The following is a 16110-nucleotide window of genomic DNA, read 5'->3' on the forward strand; positions in this document are numbered from 1 at the left end:
ACGTGAGGAGTAAAAGAGTGAGCGCTTTCACCGCCATACGTATCGACAAGGACGAGGCCGGCTATCGCGCAGCCTATGCCGAGCTGGGCGAGAACGAATTGATGGAGGGCGACGTCGACGTCGAAGTGTCGCATAGCACCGTCAATTACAAGGATGGGCTCGCCGTGACCGGCAAAGCGCCGGTCGTGCGGCGCTTCCCGATGATTCCGGGCGTCGACTTCGCCGGCGTGGTCACGCGCTCCAGTCATCCGAATTTCCGCCCCGGCGAGCAGGTGATCGCCGGCGGCTGCGGGCTCGGCGAGCAGCATTACGGCGGCTTCGCGCAGCGCGCGCGCGTCAGCGGCGACTGGCTGGTCCATTTGCCGCAGGGGCTGACGCCGGCGCAGGCGATGGCGATCGGCAGCGCCGGCTATACTGCCATGCTCTGCGTGCTGGCGCTGGAGGGCCGAGGCCTCGAGCCCTCGCGCGGGCCCGTGGTGGTGACGGGCGCCGCAGGGGGGGTCGGCTCTGTGACGGTGGCGCTGCTGGCGGCGCTCGGCTGGCGCGTCGTCGCCTCCACTGGACGTCCCGAGGAGGAAGCCTATCTCAAAGACCTGGGCGCGGCGGAGATCGTCGATCGCGCCGAGCTCTCCATTCCCGGCAAGCCGCTGCAGAAGCAGCGTTTCGCCGGCGGCGTCGACACGGTGGGCTCGGTGACGCTCGCCAATGTTCTGGCGCAGACGGCGATCGACGGCGTCGTCGCGGCCTGCGGCAATGCGCAGGGAATGGAGCTGCCGACCACGGTCGCGCCCTTCATTCTGCGCGGGGTCTCGCTCATCGGCGTGGAGAGCGTGCGGCCAAATCTGCCGCTGCGGCGCACCGGCTGGGAGCGTCTGGCGCGCGATCTCGACAAGGGGATTCTCGCGCGCATGACGGAGACGGCGCCTTTCGCGCAGGCGCTCGAGCGCGCGCGATCGATCGTCGCCGGCAAGATCAGAGGCCGGTTGGTGATCGAGATCGGTTGACGCGCCTGTCTCGCGGACGTTCGATGAACGCTCGCGAGACAGGCGATTCTCGAGGCGGCGGACAGGACGTGAGCAAATGAGCAGCGCCTTCACCAAAGAACAGGACGACGACGAGCTCCGCGAAGAGCTGCCCGATCGTCCGGTCAGCCCGCATCGCAATCTCGTCACGCCGGAGGGCTTCGCGCAGATCGAGGCCGAGCTCGGGCGGCTCCATTCGGAGCTCGACGCCGCGCAGGCGAAGGACGACAAGCGCGCCGTGGCGCGGGCGGCGCGCGATCTGCGCTATTGGACGGCGCGGCGCGCGAGCGCGGAGATCGTGCGGGCGATCGCCGACCATGAGCAGGCGCGCTTCGGCCATCGCATCGTCATCGAGGACGAGACCGGCAAGCGTCAGAGCTTTCGTCTGGTGGGGGAGGACGAGGCCGATCCCGCAAAGGGGCTCATTCCCTATGTCGCGCCGCTGGCGAAGGCGCTGCTCGGCAAGAGCGTTGGCGATGTCGTCGAGGCGATCCATCACAGCGCCAGGATCGTCGAGATCGCCTGAGGAGGAACCGCGCGTCGACCGCGCGGTTCGTCATGTCGTCACGCGGCCTTGCGGACTGCGGGCTTGGCCTGCGGTTTGGCCGCTTTCTCCGCAGCGGGAGCCGCGGCCTGCTTGCGCGCGGCGACCGGCTGCTCTTGCTTGGGCGTGATCTTGCCGGCGACCTTGGCCGTGGGCTTCGTCTCGGCCTTGGCCTCCGTCTTGGCGACGGTTTTGGCCTCGACCTTGGCTACGGGCTTGGCCTCGGCCTTGGCGGCGGGTTTCGCCTCCACCTTGGCCTCGACCTTCGGCTCGGCCTTGACGACCGGCGCGCCCTTCTTGAGGCGGCGCTTCACCGACTGCCACAATTCCCGCATCTCCTCGGCGGCGACGCCCTCAGGATTGAGCTCGCAGACGCCCAGTCCCATGCGGGCGGCCTCCTGATAGTCGACGCGCGCCGAGACGAGCGGCGCGAGCAGCGCGCCGATCGCCTGCAGAGCCTGAGCGCCCTGATCGACGCGGGCGTTCTGCTGAGCGGGCGGGCACTGATTGAGAAGAAAGGCGTAATCCTTCTTCTTGTCCTTGATGCTGGCGCGGGTGAGCTCGCAAGCCCAGAGGTCGAAGACATTGGGACGCGCCGGGACGATGCAGAGATCGGCCGCGCGAATGGCGGCGTCGGAATATTCGCTGTCGGCGCCGGGCGCGTCGATAACGACGAGCGTGACGCCTTTCTTCTCGAGCGCGGCGAGGGCTTTGCCGAGCTTGGCCGGAGGCACGTGTTCGACCGGGACGTCGGTCGCTTCGCGCGCCTTCGACCATTTGACCAATGATTGGAGCGGATCCAAATCGATAATGAAAACACGCTCGCCCGCACAACTGGCGGCGACGGCGATGCTGCTAGCGAGCGTGCTCTTTCCGGCGCCGCCCTTCTGCGTGACGAATGCGATAGTGCGCATGCTGATCGACCTGTGTTTGAAAGTTAGGCTCCTACGCCGCCGGGACGCCACCAGAAAGAACGCCACGAGAGAACAGGGAGGGTCGGTAAAATTTTACAGAATCGTAATACTCCCCCAATGGTTAACCGTCGGTTAAACAGGCCCGGCAAAGGTAAAGGTTCGGAAACTACGAACTACAGGTCGGGCGGGGTTTCGATCGGAGAGCCGCTTCCGGCTTTTTAAAAATCCCGCTCGGGCGCGGGGCGGGGCGTCCGTTCCGGCGATCGTCTATAATGGCCCCCATGAGTGATTTGTTCGCCGCCGCCGGGCTCGACCGCAATGCGCCGCATCCGCTCGCCGACCGCCTTCGTCCGCAGAAGCTGGAGGAGGTCGCCGGCCAGGATCATCTCGTCGGTCCGGACGGAGCGCTGACGCGCGCGATCCGTTCCGGCTCGATCGGCTCGCTGATCTTTTGGGGTCCGCCGGGCACCGGCAAGACGACGGTGGCGCGCCTGTTGGCGCATGAGACAGATCTCGCCTTCGTGCAGATTTCCGCGATCTTCACCGGCGTCGCCGATCTCAAGAAGACTTTCGAGGCGGCGCGCGCGCGCCGCGGAATGGGGCAGGGCACACTGCTCTTCGTCGACGAGATTCATCGCTTCAACCGTGGCCAGCAGGATTCCTTTCTGCCGGTGATGGAGGACGGCTCGGTCACGCTCATCGGCGCGACGACGGAAAACCCCTCCTTCGAGCTCAACGCCGCCCTTTTGTCGCGGGCCCGCGTGCTGGTCTTCAAATCGCTCGACGCCGAAGCGATCGAGAAGCTGCTGCAGCGCGCCGAGCAGAGCGAGGGCCGCCCCCTGCCGCTCGACGAGGATGCGCGCGCCGCGCTCGCGTCGATGGCCGACGGCGACGGCCGCGCATCGCTGACGCTCGCCGAGGATGTTTGGCGCGCCGCCGGCGAGGGCGAGGTTTTCGACCGCGCCCGGCTCGTCGAAGTGGTGCAGCGGCGCGCCCCAATCTACGACAAGGCGCAGGAGGGCCATTACAATCTAATCAGCGCGCTGCACAAATGCGTGCGCGGCTCCGACCCGGACGCCGCCCTCTATTATTTCGCGCGCATGCTCGTGGCGGGCGAAGACCCGCTGTTTCTCGCGCGCCGAATCGTCCGCATGGCGGTCGAGGACATAGGCCTCGCCGATCCGCAGGCGCTCGTCGTCGCCAACGCCGCCAAGGACGCCTATGATTTTCTGGGCAGTCCGGAGGGCGAGCTGGCGCTCGCGCAGGCGGTTCTCTATGTGGCGACCGCGCCCAAATCCAACGCCGGCTATGTCGCCTATAAGGCGGCCCGCCGCCTCGCGGAGGAGGGCGGCTCGCCGACGCCGCCCAAGACGATCCTCAACGCGCCGACGAAATTGATGAAGAGCGAAGGCTATGGCGAGGGCTATCGCTACGACCATGACGAGCCCGACGCCTTCTCCGGCCAGGACTATTGGCCCGAGGCGCTCGGCCGGCAGAGCTTCTATCGCCCGGTGGAACGCGGCTTCGAGCGCGAGATCGCCAAGCGGCTCGACTATTGGGAGCGGCTGCGTCGCGAGCGGCGCGGCTCCTGACGCGCGCGCGAGCGCCGCAGCTCCGATCCACCCAAGTGATCCACCCAAGTCATTGAAGAAGATTCAGTTTCGCGCGTCGAATCGTCGCTGCGACATGCCGTCTGCGCAACGAATGCTTGTCGCCTCGCGTCTCATCTTTGACAGATAGTTCGGCTCGATGCTGCGTCGCATCGACGCGCGACTCCCGGTCGGCGGCCGACAACGTCCCGAGACATGCGTCGGATATCATTCAGCATATTGAAATAACACAATAAAATAGACATTTTGCCCCGCTGTTGCGAATCGTGTCCTGGCTCGTGTTTTCCTACAATGTCAAGCGCATAGCGTCATGAAACGAGTATTCATTGTGATGGAATTGTCACAATCGAAATAAAATCGCATGCGAGCCAAGCAGAGGGGGCTGTCCAGCGTTGACGCGGCTTTGCGCCGAGGCGTAGTACACGCTGGATCGGCAACACCGAGCGGCCGCTCGGACCAATCAGCGTCGGGGGGCGCAGGAAAGACGGCCGCACTGATTCGAGTGAGGAACCCATGAAGACGTTTTCCGCAGTCGGCGCGCTCGCGCTGGCTCTCGCCGCCGCTCCGGCTTTGGCGGCCGACCTTCCGTCGCAAAAGGGCGCTCCGGCTTTCGTCGCTCCCGTCGCTCCCGCTTTCAGCTGGACCGGCGTCTATGGCGGCGTCAACGTCGGCTATGGCTGGACGGAGTCCTATCGCCTGTCCGGTGTCGAGTTCGGCCCCGGCGGCGCGCCGACCGGCGTCGCCTGGAATTATCCGTCGTCCGACATCAGCGGCGTCCTCGGCGGCGGCCAGATCGGCTACAATTATCAATACGCCAACACCGGCTTCGTCGTCGGCCTCGAGGCGGACATCCAGGCGGCCGATCTGACCGGCCAGTCGAAGGGCGTCGGCTCCAATGTCGGCTATTTCCCGCTGCTGACCACCCGTCATACGATCGACTGGTTCGGCACGGTGCGCGGCCGCGTCGGCTACGCCGTGCTGCCAACCCTGCTCGTCTATGGCACGGGCGGCTTCGCTTATGGCGAAGGCTCCAGCCGCTTCACCTATTGGGACACGGCCGGCTTCTGGGGCCAGCAGTCCGAGAGCGACATCCGCACCGGCTGGACCGCCGGCGGCGGCGTGGAATGGGCCTTCCTGCCCAATCTCTCGGCCAAGATCGAATATCTCTACACCGAGCTCGACAACGCGCCGGGCTTCTTCTTCAACCAGTTCAATGCCGCTGGAGCCGCCACGGCCTTCACCTCGCAGCAGCGCGGCGTGCAGAACCACTTCCACACGGTTCGCGTCGGCCTGAACTATCATCTGAACCTGTTCGGCGCGCCGGCTCCGGTCGTCGCCAAATATTGATCGTCCGGCTCGTCGCAGAGCCCGTCATCGAGAGAGCCCGGCGCATCGCGCCGGGCTTTTTTCGTCGCGCATCGGCCTCTCTGTTCAATAAGCAGGCGCGGCGCCCGGTTTTCCGGCGCGCCGGCGTGGACGCGGCCGGGCGTACGGGTTAAAGAAGTCTCGAGATGCGATTGAGAGACTTGGCCCATATCTTCCGCCGATTGGCGGTGTCGGACGTCGTTCCGACCGATGCAGGGGAGCGGCGGTCGAGCTTCTTCCCTGTTTGGAGCTATTCTAATTCGGCTCGCGCGCGCGGGCTGCGTTTCGGCGCGGCGTTGCTGGCGAGCGCCTTGCTCGGTTCGCTGTTTCCGCAATTCTCCGCGCCGATTCGAGCGCTGTTCGGCGCCGGCGAGAAAGCCGCCGAGGCCTCCGCCGCCAAGGGCGCGGAAGGGCTCGTCAGGCTGACCGCCGAGCAGATCGCAGCGGCGAAAATCGCCACCGTCGCGGCGGCTCCCGGCGTGCTGACGCGCGACGTCGTCGCGCCGGCCGTCGTTTCCGTCGATCCGGACCGCATCGGCCGCGTGGCCGCGAAAGTGGCCGGCGCAGTCGCCGAATTGCGCAAGAAGCTCGGCGATCCGGTCGAGAAGGGCGAGGTGATCGCCATCATCGAGAGCCGCGAGGTCGCCGACGCCAAGAGCGATTATCTCGCCGCCAAGGTCGGCCTCGATCTGCAATCGGCCTTGTTCCAGCGCGAGAAGGGGCTCTTCGAGAAGAAGATTTCCGCCGAGCAGAGCTTTCTGAAGGCGCGCGGCGCTTTCGAGGAGGCGAAGCTGCGCGTCGATCTTTCGCGGCAAAAACTCGCCGCGCTCGATCTCTCCGAAACGGAGATCGCCGCGCTTCCGAGCCAGCCGGTCGGCGAGCTGCGTCGCAAGGAGATTCGCGCGCCGTCCTCCGGCAAGGTGATCGAGCGCCGCGCCGATCTCGGCCAGCCGGTCGGCGGCGAGGGGCAGACGAAGGAGCTCTTCGTCATCGCCGATCTCACCACCGTTTTCGCCGATATAGCCGTCGCCATCGCCGATCTGCCCGCGGTGCGCGAGGGGCAGAGCGTGCGCCTCTCTCACGACGGCGAGGACGAGGCCGAGGGCCGCATCGTCTTCATCGGCCCGATGCTCGACCACGAGACTCATTCCGGCCGCGCCGTCGCTTCTTTCGCCAATGCGGATTTCGGCTTACGCCCCGGCACGGCGATGACGGCGCGCATCGCGCTCGAGGAGAAGTCTGCGCGCCTGCGCGCGCCGCGCTCTGCGGTTCTCACCTTCGAGGGCGAAACCGTCGTCTTCGTGCGCGCGCCCGACGGGTTCGTGAAGCGCAAGGTCGAGACGGGCGCGAGCGACGCCGAGTCGATCGAGATCGTCGCTGGGCTCGAGGAGGGGGAGCAGGTCGCCGCGACCAATGTCTTCGTCCTGAAGGCGGAGCTCGGCAAATCGCGACTCGAAGGGTTGGACTGACCGCCCGCCCGGTCGATGGTGGCGGCGCGCGAAAATGTGTGGCGGTAGATGATCGAGCGTTGCATCGCGTTTTCGGTTCGCCAGCGCTGGCTCGTCGCGCTGCTAACTCTGCTCGCCTGTCTCATCGGCGCATCGTCGCTCGATCGCCTGCCGATCGACGCCGTGCCCGACATCACCAATAATCAGGTGCAGATCAACACCATCGCGCCGGCGCTGTCGCCGACCGAGGTCGAGAAGCAGATCACCTTCCCCATAGAGAATGTGATCGCCGGCATTCCCGGCCTCGAATATACGCGCTCGCTCTCGCGCAACGGCTTCTCGCAGGTGACGGCGGTGTTCGCCGAGAAGCTCGATATTTATTTCGCGCGCCAGCAGGTGAATGAGCGGCTCGCGGAGGCGAAAGAGAATTTCCCTGTCGGCGTCGAGGCGCGCATGGGGCCGATCGCCACGGGCCTCAGCGAAATCTATATGTGGGCGATCCGCTATGCGCCGAAGACGCCGGGACGCAAATATCTCGACGGCGAGCCGGGCTGGCAGAATGACGGAACCTATCTGACGCCGGACGGGCAATTCCTGCGCAACGAGCTCGAGCGCGCCGTCTATCTGCGCACCGTGCAGGATTGGATCGTCAAGCCGCAGCTCAAAACCGTGCCCAATGTCGCCGGCATCGATTCGCTCGGCGGCTTCGTGAAGCAGTTCGACGTGCGGCCGGACGCGATGAAGCTGTTCTCGCTCGGCCTCTCCTTCGGCGATGTCGCCACCGCGCTCGAGCGCAATAATCAGAGCCGCGGCGCCGGCTATATAGAGCGCAATGGCGAAGGCTATGTGGTGCGCAGCGGCGGCCGGCTGGAGACGATCGAGGACATAGAGCGCGTCGTCGTCTCGACGCGCAATGGCGTGCCGTTGCGCGTCAAGGACATTGGGGAAGTCGGTATCGGCCGCGAGATGCGCGTCGGCAGCGCCAGCATGGACGGCGAGGAGGTCGTCATCGGCACGGCGCTGATGCTGATCGGCGGCAACAGCCGCTCGGTCTCCGCCGCCGTCGGCGCCAAGCTCGACGCCATCCGCGCCTCGCTGCCGCCGGGCATAGAGGCGAAGACGATCCTCGACCGCACCGTGCTCGTCGACGCGACGATCCGCACCGTCGCCTCCAATCTCGCGGAAGGCGCGCTGCTCGTCATATTGGTGCTGTTCCTGCTGCTCGGCAATTTCCGCGCGGCGCTCATCACGGCGCTGGTCATCCCCGTCACCATGCTGCTGCTCGCCACAGGCATGGTCTATGGCCACATCAGCGCCAATCTCATGAGCATGGGCGCGCTCGACTTCGGCCTCATCGCCGATGGGGCGGTCATCATCGCCGAGAACAGCCTGCGCCATCTCTTCGAGCGGCGTCATGCGCTGGGGCGCGCGCTGTCTCTCGAGGACCGGCTGCAGACGGTCATCGCCTCCGCCGTCGAGATGATCCGCCCGACCGTCTATGGCCAAGCCATCATCATCCTCGTCTATGTGCCTCTGCTGTCCTTCTCCGGCGTCGAAGGCAAGATGTTCCATCCGATGGCGCTGACTGTCATATTGGCGCTGATCGCGGCCTTTATTTTGTCGCTCACCTTCGTTCCGGCGATGATCGCCATTCTCGTCTCCGGGCGCATAGAGGAGAGCGAGAATAAATTCATCGCGGCGCTGAAGCGCGCCTATCTGCCGCGCCTGCGGGGCGCGATCGCTGCGCCGCGCAAGCCGATCGCCATAGGCGCCGGGGCATTCCTGCTGGCGCTGCTGCTCGCCTCGCGTCTCGGCCAGGAGTTCATCCCGACGCTCGACGAGAAGAATCTCGCCATGCAGGCGGGCCGTATTCCGAGCGCCTCGCTCACCCAATCGCAGGCGATGCAGAACGAGGTCGAGAACGCGGTCCATCGCGCGCCAGAGGTCGCCTATGTCTTCTCCAAGACCGGCACGGCGGAGGCGGCGACCGACCCCATGCCGCCCAATCTCACCGACACCTATATTTTCTTGAAGCCGCGCGAGGAATGGGCCGATCCCAAGCTCCCCAAGGAGGAGCTGATCCGCCGCATCGACGGACATGTCTCCAAGCTCCCCGGCAATCTCTATGAATTCTCGCAGCCCATTCAGCTGCGCTTCAACGAGCTGCTCGCCGGCGTGCGCGGCGATGTGGCGGTGAAGGTGTTCGGCGAGGATTTCGACTCCATGGCCAAGGAGGCGGAGCAGATCGCCGGCGTGCTGCGCGGCGTCGCCGGCGCCGAGGATGTGAAGGTCGAGCAGATCGCCGGATTGCCCTTCCTCGAGATCAAGATCGACAAGACCGAGATCGCCCATCTCGGCCTCAGCGTCGCCGAGGTGCAGGATGTCATCGGCGCGGCGGTTGGCGGCCAGCGCGCCGGCGTCGTCTTCGAAGGCGACCGCCGCTTTCCGATCATCGTGCGCTTGAAGGACGAGCTGCGCTACGATATTCGCGCGCTCGAAAATCTTCCCGTTTCGGTGCATGGCCATGACACGGGGCGCGTTCGCACCGTGCCGTTGAAGCAGGTCGCCGCCTTCTCCTTCCACGAGGGGCCGAACCAGATATCGCGCGAGAACGGCAAGCGCCGCGTCGTCGTCACCGCCAATGTGCGCGGGCGCGACATCGCCTCGGTCGTCTCCGACGCGCAGGAGCGCGTGAAGGCGAAAGTCACGCTCGCTGCGGGCGACTGGCTCTCCTGGGGCGGGCAGTTCGAAAATCTCGCCGCCGCGCGGCAGAAGCTCATGCTCGTCGTGCCCTTGTGCTTCTTCCTCATTTTCCTGCTGCTGTATTCGGCGCTGGGCTCGGCGCGTGACGCGCTCATCGTGTTCAGCGCCGTGCCTCTGGCGCTCTCCGGCGGCGTCGCGGCGCTGTGGCTGCGCGGCATGCCCATGTCGGTCTCCGCGGCCGTCGGCTTCATCGCGCTGTCCGGCGTCGCCGTGCTCAACGGCCTCGTGATGCGCAGCTATATTCTGCAACTCGTCCAGCAGGGGCGCGCGCCGCGCGACGCCATCGTCGAAGGCGCGATGACGCGCCTGCGTCCGGTGGCGATGACGGCGCTCGTTGCCTCGCTCGGCTTCCTGCCCATGGCTTTCGCCACGGGAACGGGCGCGGAGGTGCAAAAGCCCATCGCCACCGTCGTCATCGGCGGCCTCGTCAGCGCGACGATCCTCACATTGTTCGTGCTGCCGGCGCTCTATGCGCTGTTCGGTCGCGACGAGGCCGTCGTCGAGCCGGCGGCCGAGGTCGTCGCAGAGCCGCGGGGCGCCGACCTATGAGACGCGTTTCACTCGTCGCTCTGGCGCTCGGCCTTTTCGCGCCCGCCGCGGCGTTCGGCGAGACGCTCTCCGGCGCTCTGGCGCGCGCCTATGAGATCAATCCGACGATCAACTCCGCGCGCGCCGGGCAGCGCGCCAATGACGAGAATGTGCCGCGCGCGCTCTCGCAATTCCGCCCGAGCGTGCGCGCCGACGCCTTTCTCGGCGTGGAGCGGCGGCGCTCGGTGCAAAAGTCCTTCGAATACGACAATGGCAACTACCTCGAGCCGCTCTGGGTCGAGAGCATTCAGAACAATCGCGGCGGTCCGCCGCGCTCCGCCGTGCTCAGCGTCGAGCAGCCTTTGTTCGACGGATTTCGCACGCGCAACGCCGCGCTCTCCGCCGAAACCAATGTGCATGCGGGGCGCGAGCGGCTGCGCCTGCTCGAGCAGCGCGTGTTGTTCGAGGCGGTCGCCGTTTATATGAATGTGTTGCGCGACACGGCGGCGCTGCGCCTGCAGCAGAATCATGTCGCCGTGCTCGAGGAGCAATTGCGCCAGACCAAGGAGCGCTATGCGGCCGGCGAGATCACGCCGACCGATATCGCCCAGGCGGAGGCGCGGCTCTCCGCCGGCCGCTCGCAGGCGGCGACGGCGCGCGCCGAGCTCGACGCCAGCCTCGCGCGCTATGCGCAGATCATGGGCGCCGAGGCGAAGCGTCTCGCGCCCGCGGAGCCGATCGATCGTCTGCTGCCGAAGACGCGCGAGGCGGCCGAGCGCGTCGCGCTCACCGAGCATCCAGTGGTGCGCGCCGCCCAGCATGACGCCGAGGCCGCCGATCTCGACATAAGGGTGATCGAGAGCGATTTCCTGCCGAGCGTCTCGATGGTCGGCAAGGTGTACACGGAGTCCGACATCGACGGTCGCGGCAATCGCGCCCTCGGCGCGCAGCTGCTCGGCAAATTATCGGTGCCGATCTATTCCGGCGGCGGGACTTCGGCGCGGCTGCGTCAGGCCAAGGAGACGGCGGGACAGAAGAAATTCGACGTCGACGCCGCGCGCGCCGAGCTGATGGCGCTGACCCGCGCCAATTGGGGAGGGCTGCAGGCCGCCAAGGCGCAGATCGCCGCCGCCAGCGCGCAGATCGCGGCGGCCGAGCGCGCGCTCGCGGGCGTGCGCGAGGAGGCCAAGGCCGGCAAGCGCACCACGCTGGAGATTTTGAACGCGCAGCAGGAGTTGCTCGGCGCACGCATGGCGCTCGTCGTCGCGCAGCGCGACCGTGTCGTCGCCTCTTACGCCGTGCTCGCCGCCATTGGACGTCTGTCGGCGCAACAGCTCGGCCTCGCCGTCACGGCCTATGACGCCTCTGCGCATTTCGAGGCGGTGAAGGATTCCTGGGGCGGAATCGAAACGCCCGGCGGCCGCTGAGAGCGACGCCGGGCGTTTTGAATGCATGGTCCGAGATGCGAGCCTCGAGGCTCGCAAATCCTTTTCCCGTCAGTCGCGGCCGGCGGAGCGGCGGTTGTCGCTCTCCGCGGCGGCCTTGTCGCCTTCGGCCGCCTTGTCGCCGGCCGGCGCGGCGCTCGCTGTCGCCGGGCTCGCCTCATGGCCAGCCGCGGCCAGCACCGCCTCGCGGAAGGCGCCTTCGACCGAGACGACGAAATTATAGTTCGTCGAGGAATAGGGCCCGACATGCGAGGGATCGTTGCTGCGCCAGCCGACGAGAATGGCGCCGAGTTTGACGCGCGGCTCGCCGGCGAGAACCGCTCCGCCGGAGGCGCCGTCGCCGGTGCCGCAGTCGAAGGCGAATTCGCGCGCGCCGCCCTTCAGCTGATTGGTCTGCGCGCGCAGGCGGCAGGCCTCGAAGGACATGGTCTCCGCGTCGCGCCAATCGGAGTGGCCGCGCGAGACGAATTCGACGGTCTGCTCGACGGCGATCTGATCGGCGAGATCATAGGGCTTCACATCGTCGAGCGGCTGCGCGAGGCGCGCCACCGCCCAATCATTGATCGCCTTGACCGCATAAGGCTTGGAGGCGCCGGCGACGATCGACGTCATGTCGACCGGAATGCGGCGCTTCTTGCCGTCGACCTCGGTGACGAATTGGCAGCTGCGCGCCCGCTTGGCGCCGCGCTCGTCGAAGAACACATGCGCCGCAGTGGTGACGACATTATTGGCGAGCGTGAGCTGCCCGGCGCCATGCGCGCGGCCGCATTGGATGAGGCCGGAGGCGGCGTGCGCCTGCTTCAGCGACGCGGCGTCGAGCTTTTGACGCACAGCGTATTGTTCGGCGTTGGCGCGACGCTCGGAGCCGAGCACCAGCACATTCGTCGGCTCGAACCGTGCAGCCGCGGAGAATTTCGCCTGCTGAGTGACGCCGGCTTCCGCCACGGAGGAGGAAAGGGGAGCGGCCGCCAAGCAAAGGGCGGCAGCGAAAAGACGGTATTCGACGTTCTTCATTGCGTCCTCTTGTCTCGTTCGAGATCAGGACTATGCGAGGCCGTTGCGGTTCACAAGCTTAGCAATAAGCAAAAACACGGACTTCGCCGGAATACCTTCGAACCGTCACAGTGTCGCCACGCGCGGACGCGGCCGCCGCGAAATCGCCGTCGTCTGCGGCGCGCGACAACGTGGTTTTCTTGCGTTATTCACGCGCGATCACAGAGTCGAGGAGCGTTGCGATGCGATCGATGATGAGACGAGCGGCTTTTGCGGGGCTCGCCATTTTGTCCGCAGCGGCGCCCACATGGGCGCGCGCGCCCTGGCCGGATGATTTTATCGGCCGTCTCGAGGCGCTGGCGCTGGTCGAGACGTTGAATGCGGAGCTGCTCGCGGGCCGCAGCGCGACTTTGGTGCTGGAGAAATGGTGCGCCGATCATCATATGGCGGCGGAGCCGAAGATCGTCGCCCATGTCGCGGCGGGCGTCGCCGCGCCGCCGAGCGCCGAGCAACGCGAGCGACTGGCCGTCGGCGCCGAGGAGAAGGTGAAATATCGCCGCGTCTCGCTCGCCTGCGGCGAGCATACGCTCTCGGAAGCCGATAATTGGTATGTGCCCTCGCGCCTGACGCCCGAGATGAATCGCGCGCTGGAGACGAGCGACGCGCCTTTCGGTAAAGTGATCGCCCCGCTGCGGCCGTTCCGTCGCACATTCTCGGTGGAGATGCGTTGGTCGCCGCTGCCGGCAGGCTGGGAGGGCCAGACACGCGAGACGCTCATGAGCGAGCGGCCGAAGACGGCAGACCTCGATCCGCCTCATGCGCTGTTCGAGCATCGCGCCATCGTGCATGGCGGCGACGGCAAGCCGATCTCGGAAGTGCGCGAGACTTACACGAAGGAGATATTGGATTTCGACGCTGCGGCTGTCCGGGAGCGTTGAGAGGTTCGGGAAGCGCCCCCTCTGTCCAGCGCTTCTACCTCACTCTCCCTCTTCATCCCCGTCGAACAATCCGAACTGCGCCGCGGGCCGCGTCGGCTCGGCGAGGCCCAAATGGCGGAAGGCGTGTGGCGTCAGCAGGCGGCCGCGCGGCGTGCGCTGGAGAAAACCCTGCTGCAATAAAAACGGCTCGATAATGTCCTCGATCGCGTCGCGCGGCTCGGAGAGCGCGGCGGCGATCGTCTCGATGCCCACCGGGCCGCCGCCGAAATTGACGGCCACCATTTCGAGATAGCGGCGATCCATCACATCGAGCCCGATGCTGTCGACCTCGAGCAGAGCCAGCGAGCGGTCGGCGAGCTCGCGCGTGACTTGCCCTGCATTCTCGACGATGGCGAAATCGCGCACGCGCCGTAAGAGCCGGCCGGCGATGCGCGGCGTACCGCGCGAGCGCCGCGCGATCTCGCGCGCGCCATCCTCGCTCATGGACACGCCGAGCACGCGCGCGCCGCGTCGCACGATCAGCTCCAGCTCCTCCGCCGTGTAGAAGTTCAGCCGTACCGGAATGCCGAAGCGATCACGTAGCGGCGTCGTCAGCAGGCCGGCGCGCGTCGTCGCGCCGACGAGGGTGAATTTGGCGAGATCGATCTTCACCGAGCGCGCCGCGGGGCCTTCGCCGATGATGAGATCGAGCTGAAAATCCTCCATGGCGGGATAAAGGATTTCCTCCACCGCCGGATTGAGGCGGTGAATCTCGTCGATGAACAGCACGTCGCGCGGCTCGAGGTTGGTGAGCTGCGCCGCGAGATCGCCGGCCTTGGCGATGACCGGGCCGGAGGTGGAGCGGAAATTCACGCCGAGCTCGCGGGCGACGATCTGCGCCAGCGTCGTCTTGCCGAGGCCGGGCGGGCCGACGAACAGCACATGGTCGAGCGCCTCGCCGCGCGTCTTGGCGGCCTCGATGAAGATTTTGAGATTTTTACGCGCCGCCTCCTGGCCGGTGAAATCGCCGAGCGAGAGCGGACGCAGCGAGAGGTCCGGATCGTCGTCGCGTTGTTCGGGCGTCACCAGCCGGCGAGGAGGGGTGGTCAAAGAATCGGGCTCCAATTGTGTCGGATGCGCGGGGCAGGGCGTTATGCTAGACTATCCGTGAGGAGAAAAGCCCGTGAGCCGCCTCTCGTCGCAATATGAGTATATGTCCCTCGACGATTTCGAGGAACTTCTCGCCGACAAGCCCGCCGATGAAAAATGGGAGCTGATCGGCGGCCGCGTCGTCCGCATGATGGTCGGCGCACGATGGGAGCATAATTACATCATCCAGAACCTCTCGACCGGCGTTCGCGAGAGGCTTCGGGCGAATGGGTCGTCGTGCCGGACATTGATCGAGAGCTTCCGGCTGCGAGACGCCCCGATGGAATCGTCGATGCTGCCCGACGTGATCGTGCATTGCCGTCCGCTCGAGCCCGGCGCGGCGTCGCTGAACGATCCGACCGTCCTCGTCGAGGTCATGTCCGAAGGCAGCAAGGCGCGCGACCGTTTCGAGAAATGGGCCGTCTATCAGAAGCTGCCGAGCCTGCGCCATTACGTGCTGGTCGAGCGCGACCGGGCGCATATAGAGACCTTCGACCGCGCGGGCGAGGTCTGGGCCGGCGTGCGCATTCTCGACGGTCTGGAGGCGGAGCTCGATCTTCCGGCGATCGGGGTGAGCGTGCCGCTCGCGGAAATCTATCGGGATGTGATCTCGGCCTGAGCCTCACCGCGCGCCCACGCGCCGCCGCGTCTCGATCGCGACCCAAACATTCGGGTCTTCCTGCGACTGGCGCTTCACGAAGCGATAGCCGGTCGCCTCCCACGGCCTCACCTCGTCGGTGAGATTGTCGAGAATGAAATCGCCCCGGCTCGTCCGCGCGGTCAGAACGGCGTGGCCCTGGTCGTTCTTGTCGCGCACGATCGTCATGAGCAGCGCCTGGCGCGGAAAGCCCATTTCCATCAGCAGCCGGCGCTTCTGTAGCGCATAGATTTTGCAGTCACCCTTGCCGTCGGTGGGATAGTCCCAATGATCGGCGATCGTGCCCCAATGCTCGAGATTGGAGAGCGGCTGGATCGACGCGTTCACCTCACGATTGATCTCGTTCAGCCGCGCCCACGCCTCGCGGGAAAGCTCGAGGTCGGCTGCGGGCAGGACCGTCTGCCGACACTCCTGCGGCTGGCGTCCGCAGAAATCCATCCAGCCATAGGGGATGGAGGTAGGCTCCCCGGCGCCGGCGAAGCTCGCGCGCGGGACTTCGGCCCTGGCGGCGGCGGCGCCGAACTCGGCCCTGGCGGCGGAAGCGCCGAAGACGACGAGCGCCAAAGCGAGCGGACTCAAGACGCGAATGAGAAAATAGACCACGCGACCCCCCGAAACTCAGGCGGGGAGCGTGGAGGCGCCCCGCCGTCGGGGGTGAGAATGCGCGCGCCCTTTTGCCCGCCCGCCAATCCGAATGCTCGGATTTTATCGATCGCGCGTTTTTTGCCGCGCCGTTGACCCTCGTCCGGTGGGC

At 66.4% G+C, this 16110-nt stretch carries 13 protein-coding genes; 9 read left to right on the forward strand and 4 right to left on the reverse strand.

Annotated elements, in window-relative coordinates:
• The first annotated feature begins 17 nt into the window (after window positions 1-17).
• Window positions 18-1004 carry an MDR family oxidoreductase gene (locus IY145_RS16660; RefSeq protein ID WP_196409238.1) on the forward strand — a complete coding sequence of 329 codons (987 nt, stop codon included), beginning with the start codon at window positions 18-20 and terminating at the stop codon, window positions 1002-1004.
• Window positions 1005-1080: 76 nt separating this feature from the next.
• Window positions 1081-1548, forward strand: a complete 468-nt coding sequence (gene greA, locus IY145_RS16665; RefSeq protein WP_196409239.1) for a transcription elongation factor GreA — start codon at window positions 1081-1083, stop codon at window positions 1546-1548.
• Window positions 1549-1586: 38 nt separating this feature from the next.
• Here greA and IY145_RS16670 read toward each other — a convergent pair whose 3' ends face one another.
• The gene (locus tag IY145_RS16670; protein ID WP_196409240.1) at window positions 1587-2480 is read right to left on the reverse strand and encodes a division plane positioning ATPase MipZ; all 894 of its coding nucleotides are present in this window, start codon (window positions 2478-2480) and stop codon (window positions 1587-1589) included.
• Between the two features lie 281 nt (window positions 2481-2761).
• Here IY145_RS16670 and IY145_RS16675 point away from each other — a divergent pair, with 281 nt between their 5' ends.
• The 5 genes from IY145_RS16675 (at window position 2762) to IY145_RS16695 (ending at window position 11621) form a co-directional block, all read left to right on the forward strand.
• Window positions 2762-4072: a replication-associated recombination protein A gene (locus tag IY145_RS16675; protein WP_196409241.1), complete on the forward strand. Its 1311-nt coding sequence runs from the start codon at window positions 2762-2764 to the stop codon at window positions 4070-4072.
• Between the two features lie 531 nt (window positions 4073-4603).
• Window positions 4604-5437, forward strand: a complete 834-nt coding sequence (locus IY145_RS16680) for an outer membrane protein (protein WP_196409242.1) — start codon at window positions 4604-4606, stop codon at window positions 5435-5437.
• Window positions 5438-5607: 170 nt separating this feature from the next.
• Complete coding sequence (locus IY145_RS16685; RefSeq protein WP_246722073.1) at window positions 5608-6924, forward strand: efflux RND transporter periplasmic adaptor subunit; 1317 nt, start codon at window positions 5608-5610, stop codon at window positions 6922-6924.
• A 48-nt stretch (window positions 6925-6972) separates the two neighbouring features.
• Entirely contained in the window at window positions 6973-10215 is a 3243-nt protein-coding gene (locus IY145_RS16690) for an efflux RND transporter permease subunit (protein ID WP_196409244.1), read from the forward strand.
• Entirely contained in the window at window positions 10212-11621 is a 1410-nt protein-coding gene (locus IY145_RS16695; protein ID WP_196409245.1) for a TolC family outer membrane protein, read from the forward strand. Before IY145_RS16690 ends, IY145_RS16695 begins: the two co-directional genes overlap by 4 nt.
• Window positions 11622-11690: 69 nt before the next feature.
• Here the strand turns inward: IY145_RS16695 and IY145_RS16700 are convergent, their stop codons facing one another.
• The gene (locus IY145_RS16700; RefSeq protein WP_196409246.1) at window positions 11691-12653 is read right to left on the reverse strand and encodes a trypsin-like peptidase domain-containing protein; all 963 of its coding nucleotides are present in this window, start codon (window positions 12651-12653) and stop codon (window positions 11691-11693) included.
• Between the two features lie 221 nt (window positions 12654-12874).
• Between IY145_RS16700 and IY145_RS16705 the strand changes: the two genes are divergently transcribed.
• The gene (locus tag IY145_RS16705; RefSeq protein ID WP_196409247.1) at window positions 12875-13570 is read left to right on the forward strand and encodes a hypothetical protein; all 696 of its coding nucleotides are present in this window, start codon (window positions 12875-12877) and stop codon (window positions 13568-13570) included.
• Between the two features lie 39 nt (window positions 13571-13609).
• Here IY145_RS16705 and ruvB read toward each other — a convergent pair whose 3' ends face one another.
• A complete protein-coding gene (ruvB, locus tag IY145_RS16710; protein ID WP_196409248.1) occupies window positions 13610-14659 on the reverse strand; it encodes a Holliday junction branch migration DNA helicase RuvB in 1050 nt (349 codons plus the stop codon).
• A gap of 73 nt (window positions 14660-14732) precedes the next feature.
• On the opposite strand from ruvB, the gene IY145_RS16715 reads away from it, so the two are divergent.
• Entirely contained in the window at window positions 14733-15317 is a 585-nt protein-coding gene (locus IY145_RS16715; RefSeq protein WP_196409249.1) for a Uma2 family endonuclease, read from the forward strand.
• A gap of 3 nt (window positions 15318-15320) precedes the next feature.
• On the opposite strand, the gene IY145_RS16720 is transcribed toward IY145_RS16715, so the two are convergent.
• A complete protein-coding gene (locus IY145_RS16720) occupies window positions 15321-15959 on the reverse strand; it encodes a transglutaminase-like cysteine peptidase (RefSeq protein ID WP_196409250.1) in 639 nt (212 codons plus the stop codon).
• Window positions 15960-16110: the final 151 nt, after the last annotated feature.

The sequence above is a fragment of the Methylosinus sp. H3A genome, assembly GCF_015709455.1.
Taxonomy (GTDB): domain Bacteria; phylum Pseudomonadota; class Alphaproteobacteria; order Rhizobiales; family Beijerinckiaceae; genus Methylosinus.

Excerpts from the sequence above, each read along its gene's own strand:
- greA (WP_196409239.1), top strand. The coding sequence starts at position 1,081 with ATGAGCAGCGCCTTCACCAAAGAACAGGACGACGACGAGCTCCGCGAA.
- IY145_RS16670 (WP_196409240.1), bottom strand. The coding sequence starts at position 2,480 with ATGCGCACTATCGCATTCGTCACGCAGAAGGGCGGCGCCGGAAAGAGC.
- IY145_RS16675 (WP_196409241.1), top strand. The coding sequence starts at position 2,762 with ATGAGTGATTTGTTCGCCGCCGCCGGGCTCGACCGCAATGCGCCGCAT.
- IY145_RS16680 (WP_196409242.1), top strand. The coding sequence starts at position 4,604 with ATGAAGACGTTTTCCGCAGTCGGCGCGCTCGCGCTGGCTCTCGCCGCC.
- IY145_RS16690 (WP_196409244.1), top strand. The coding sequence starts at position 6,973 with ATGATCGAGCGTTGCATCGCGTTTTCGGTTCGCCAGCGCTGGCTCGTC.
- IY145_RS16695 (WP_196409245.1), top strand. The coding sequence starts at position 10,212 with ATGAGACGCGTTTCACTCGTCGCTCTGGCGCTCGGCCTTTTCGCGCCC.
- IY145_RS16700 (WP_196409246.1), bottom strand. The coding sequence starts at position 12,653 with ATGAAGAACGTCGAATACCGTCTTTTCGCTGCCGCCCTTTGCTTGGCG.
- IY145_RS16705 (WP_196409247.1), top strand. The coding sequence starts at position 12,875 with ATGCGATCGATGATGAGACGAGCGGCTTTTGCGGGGCTCGCCATTTTG.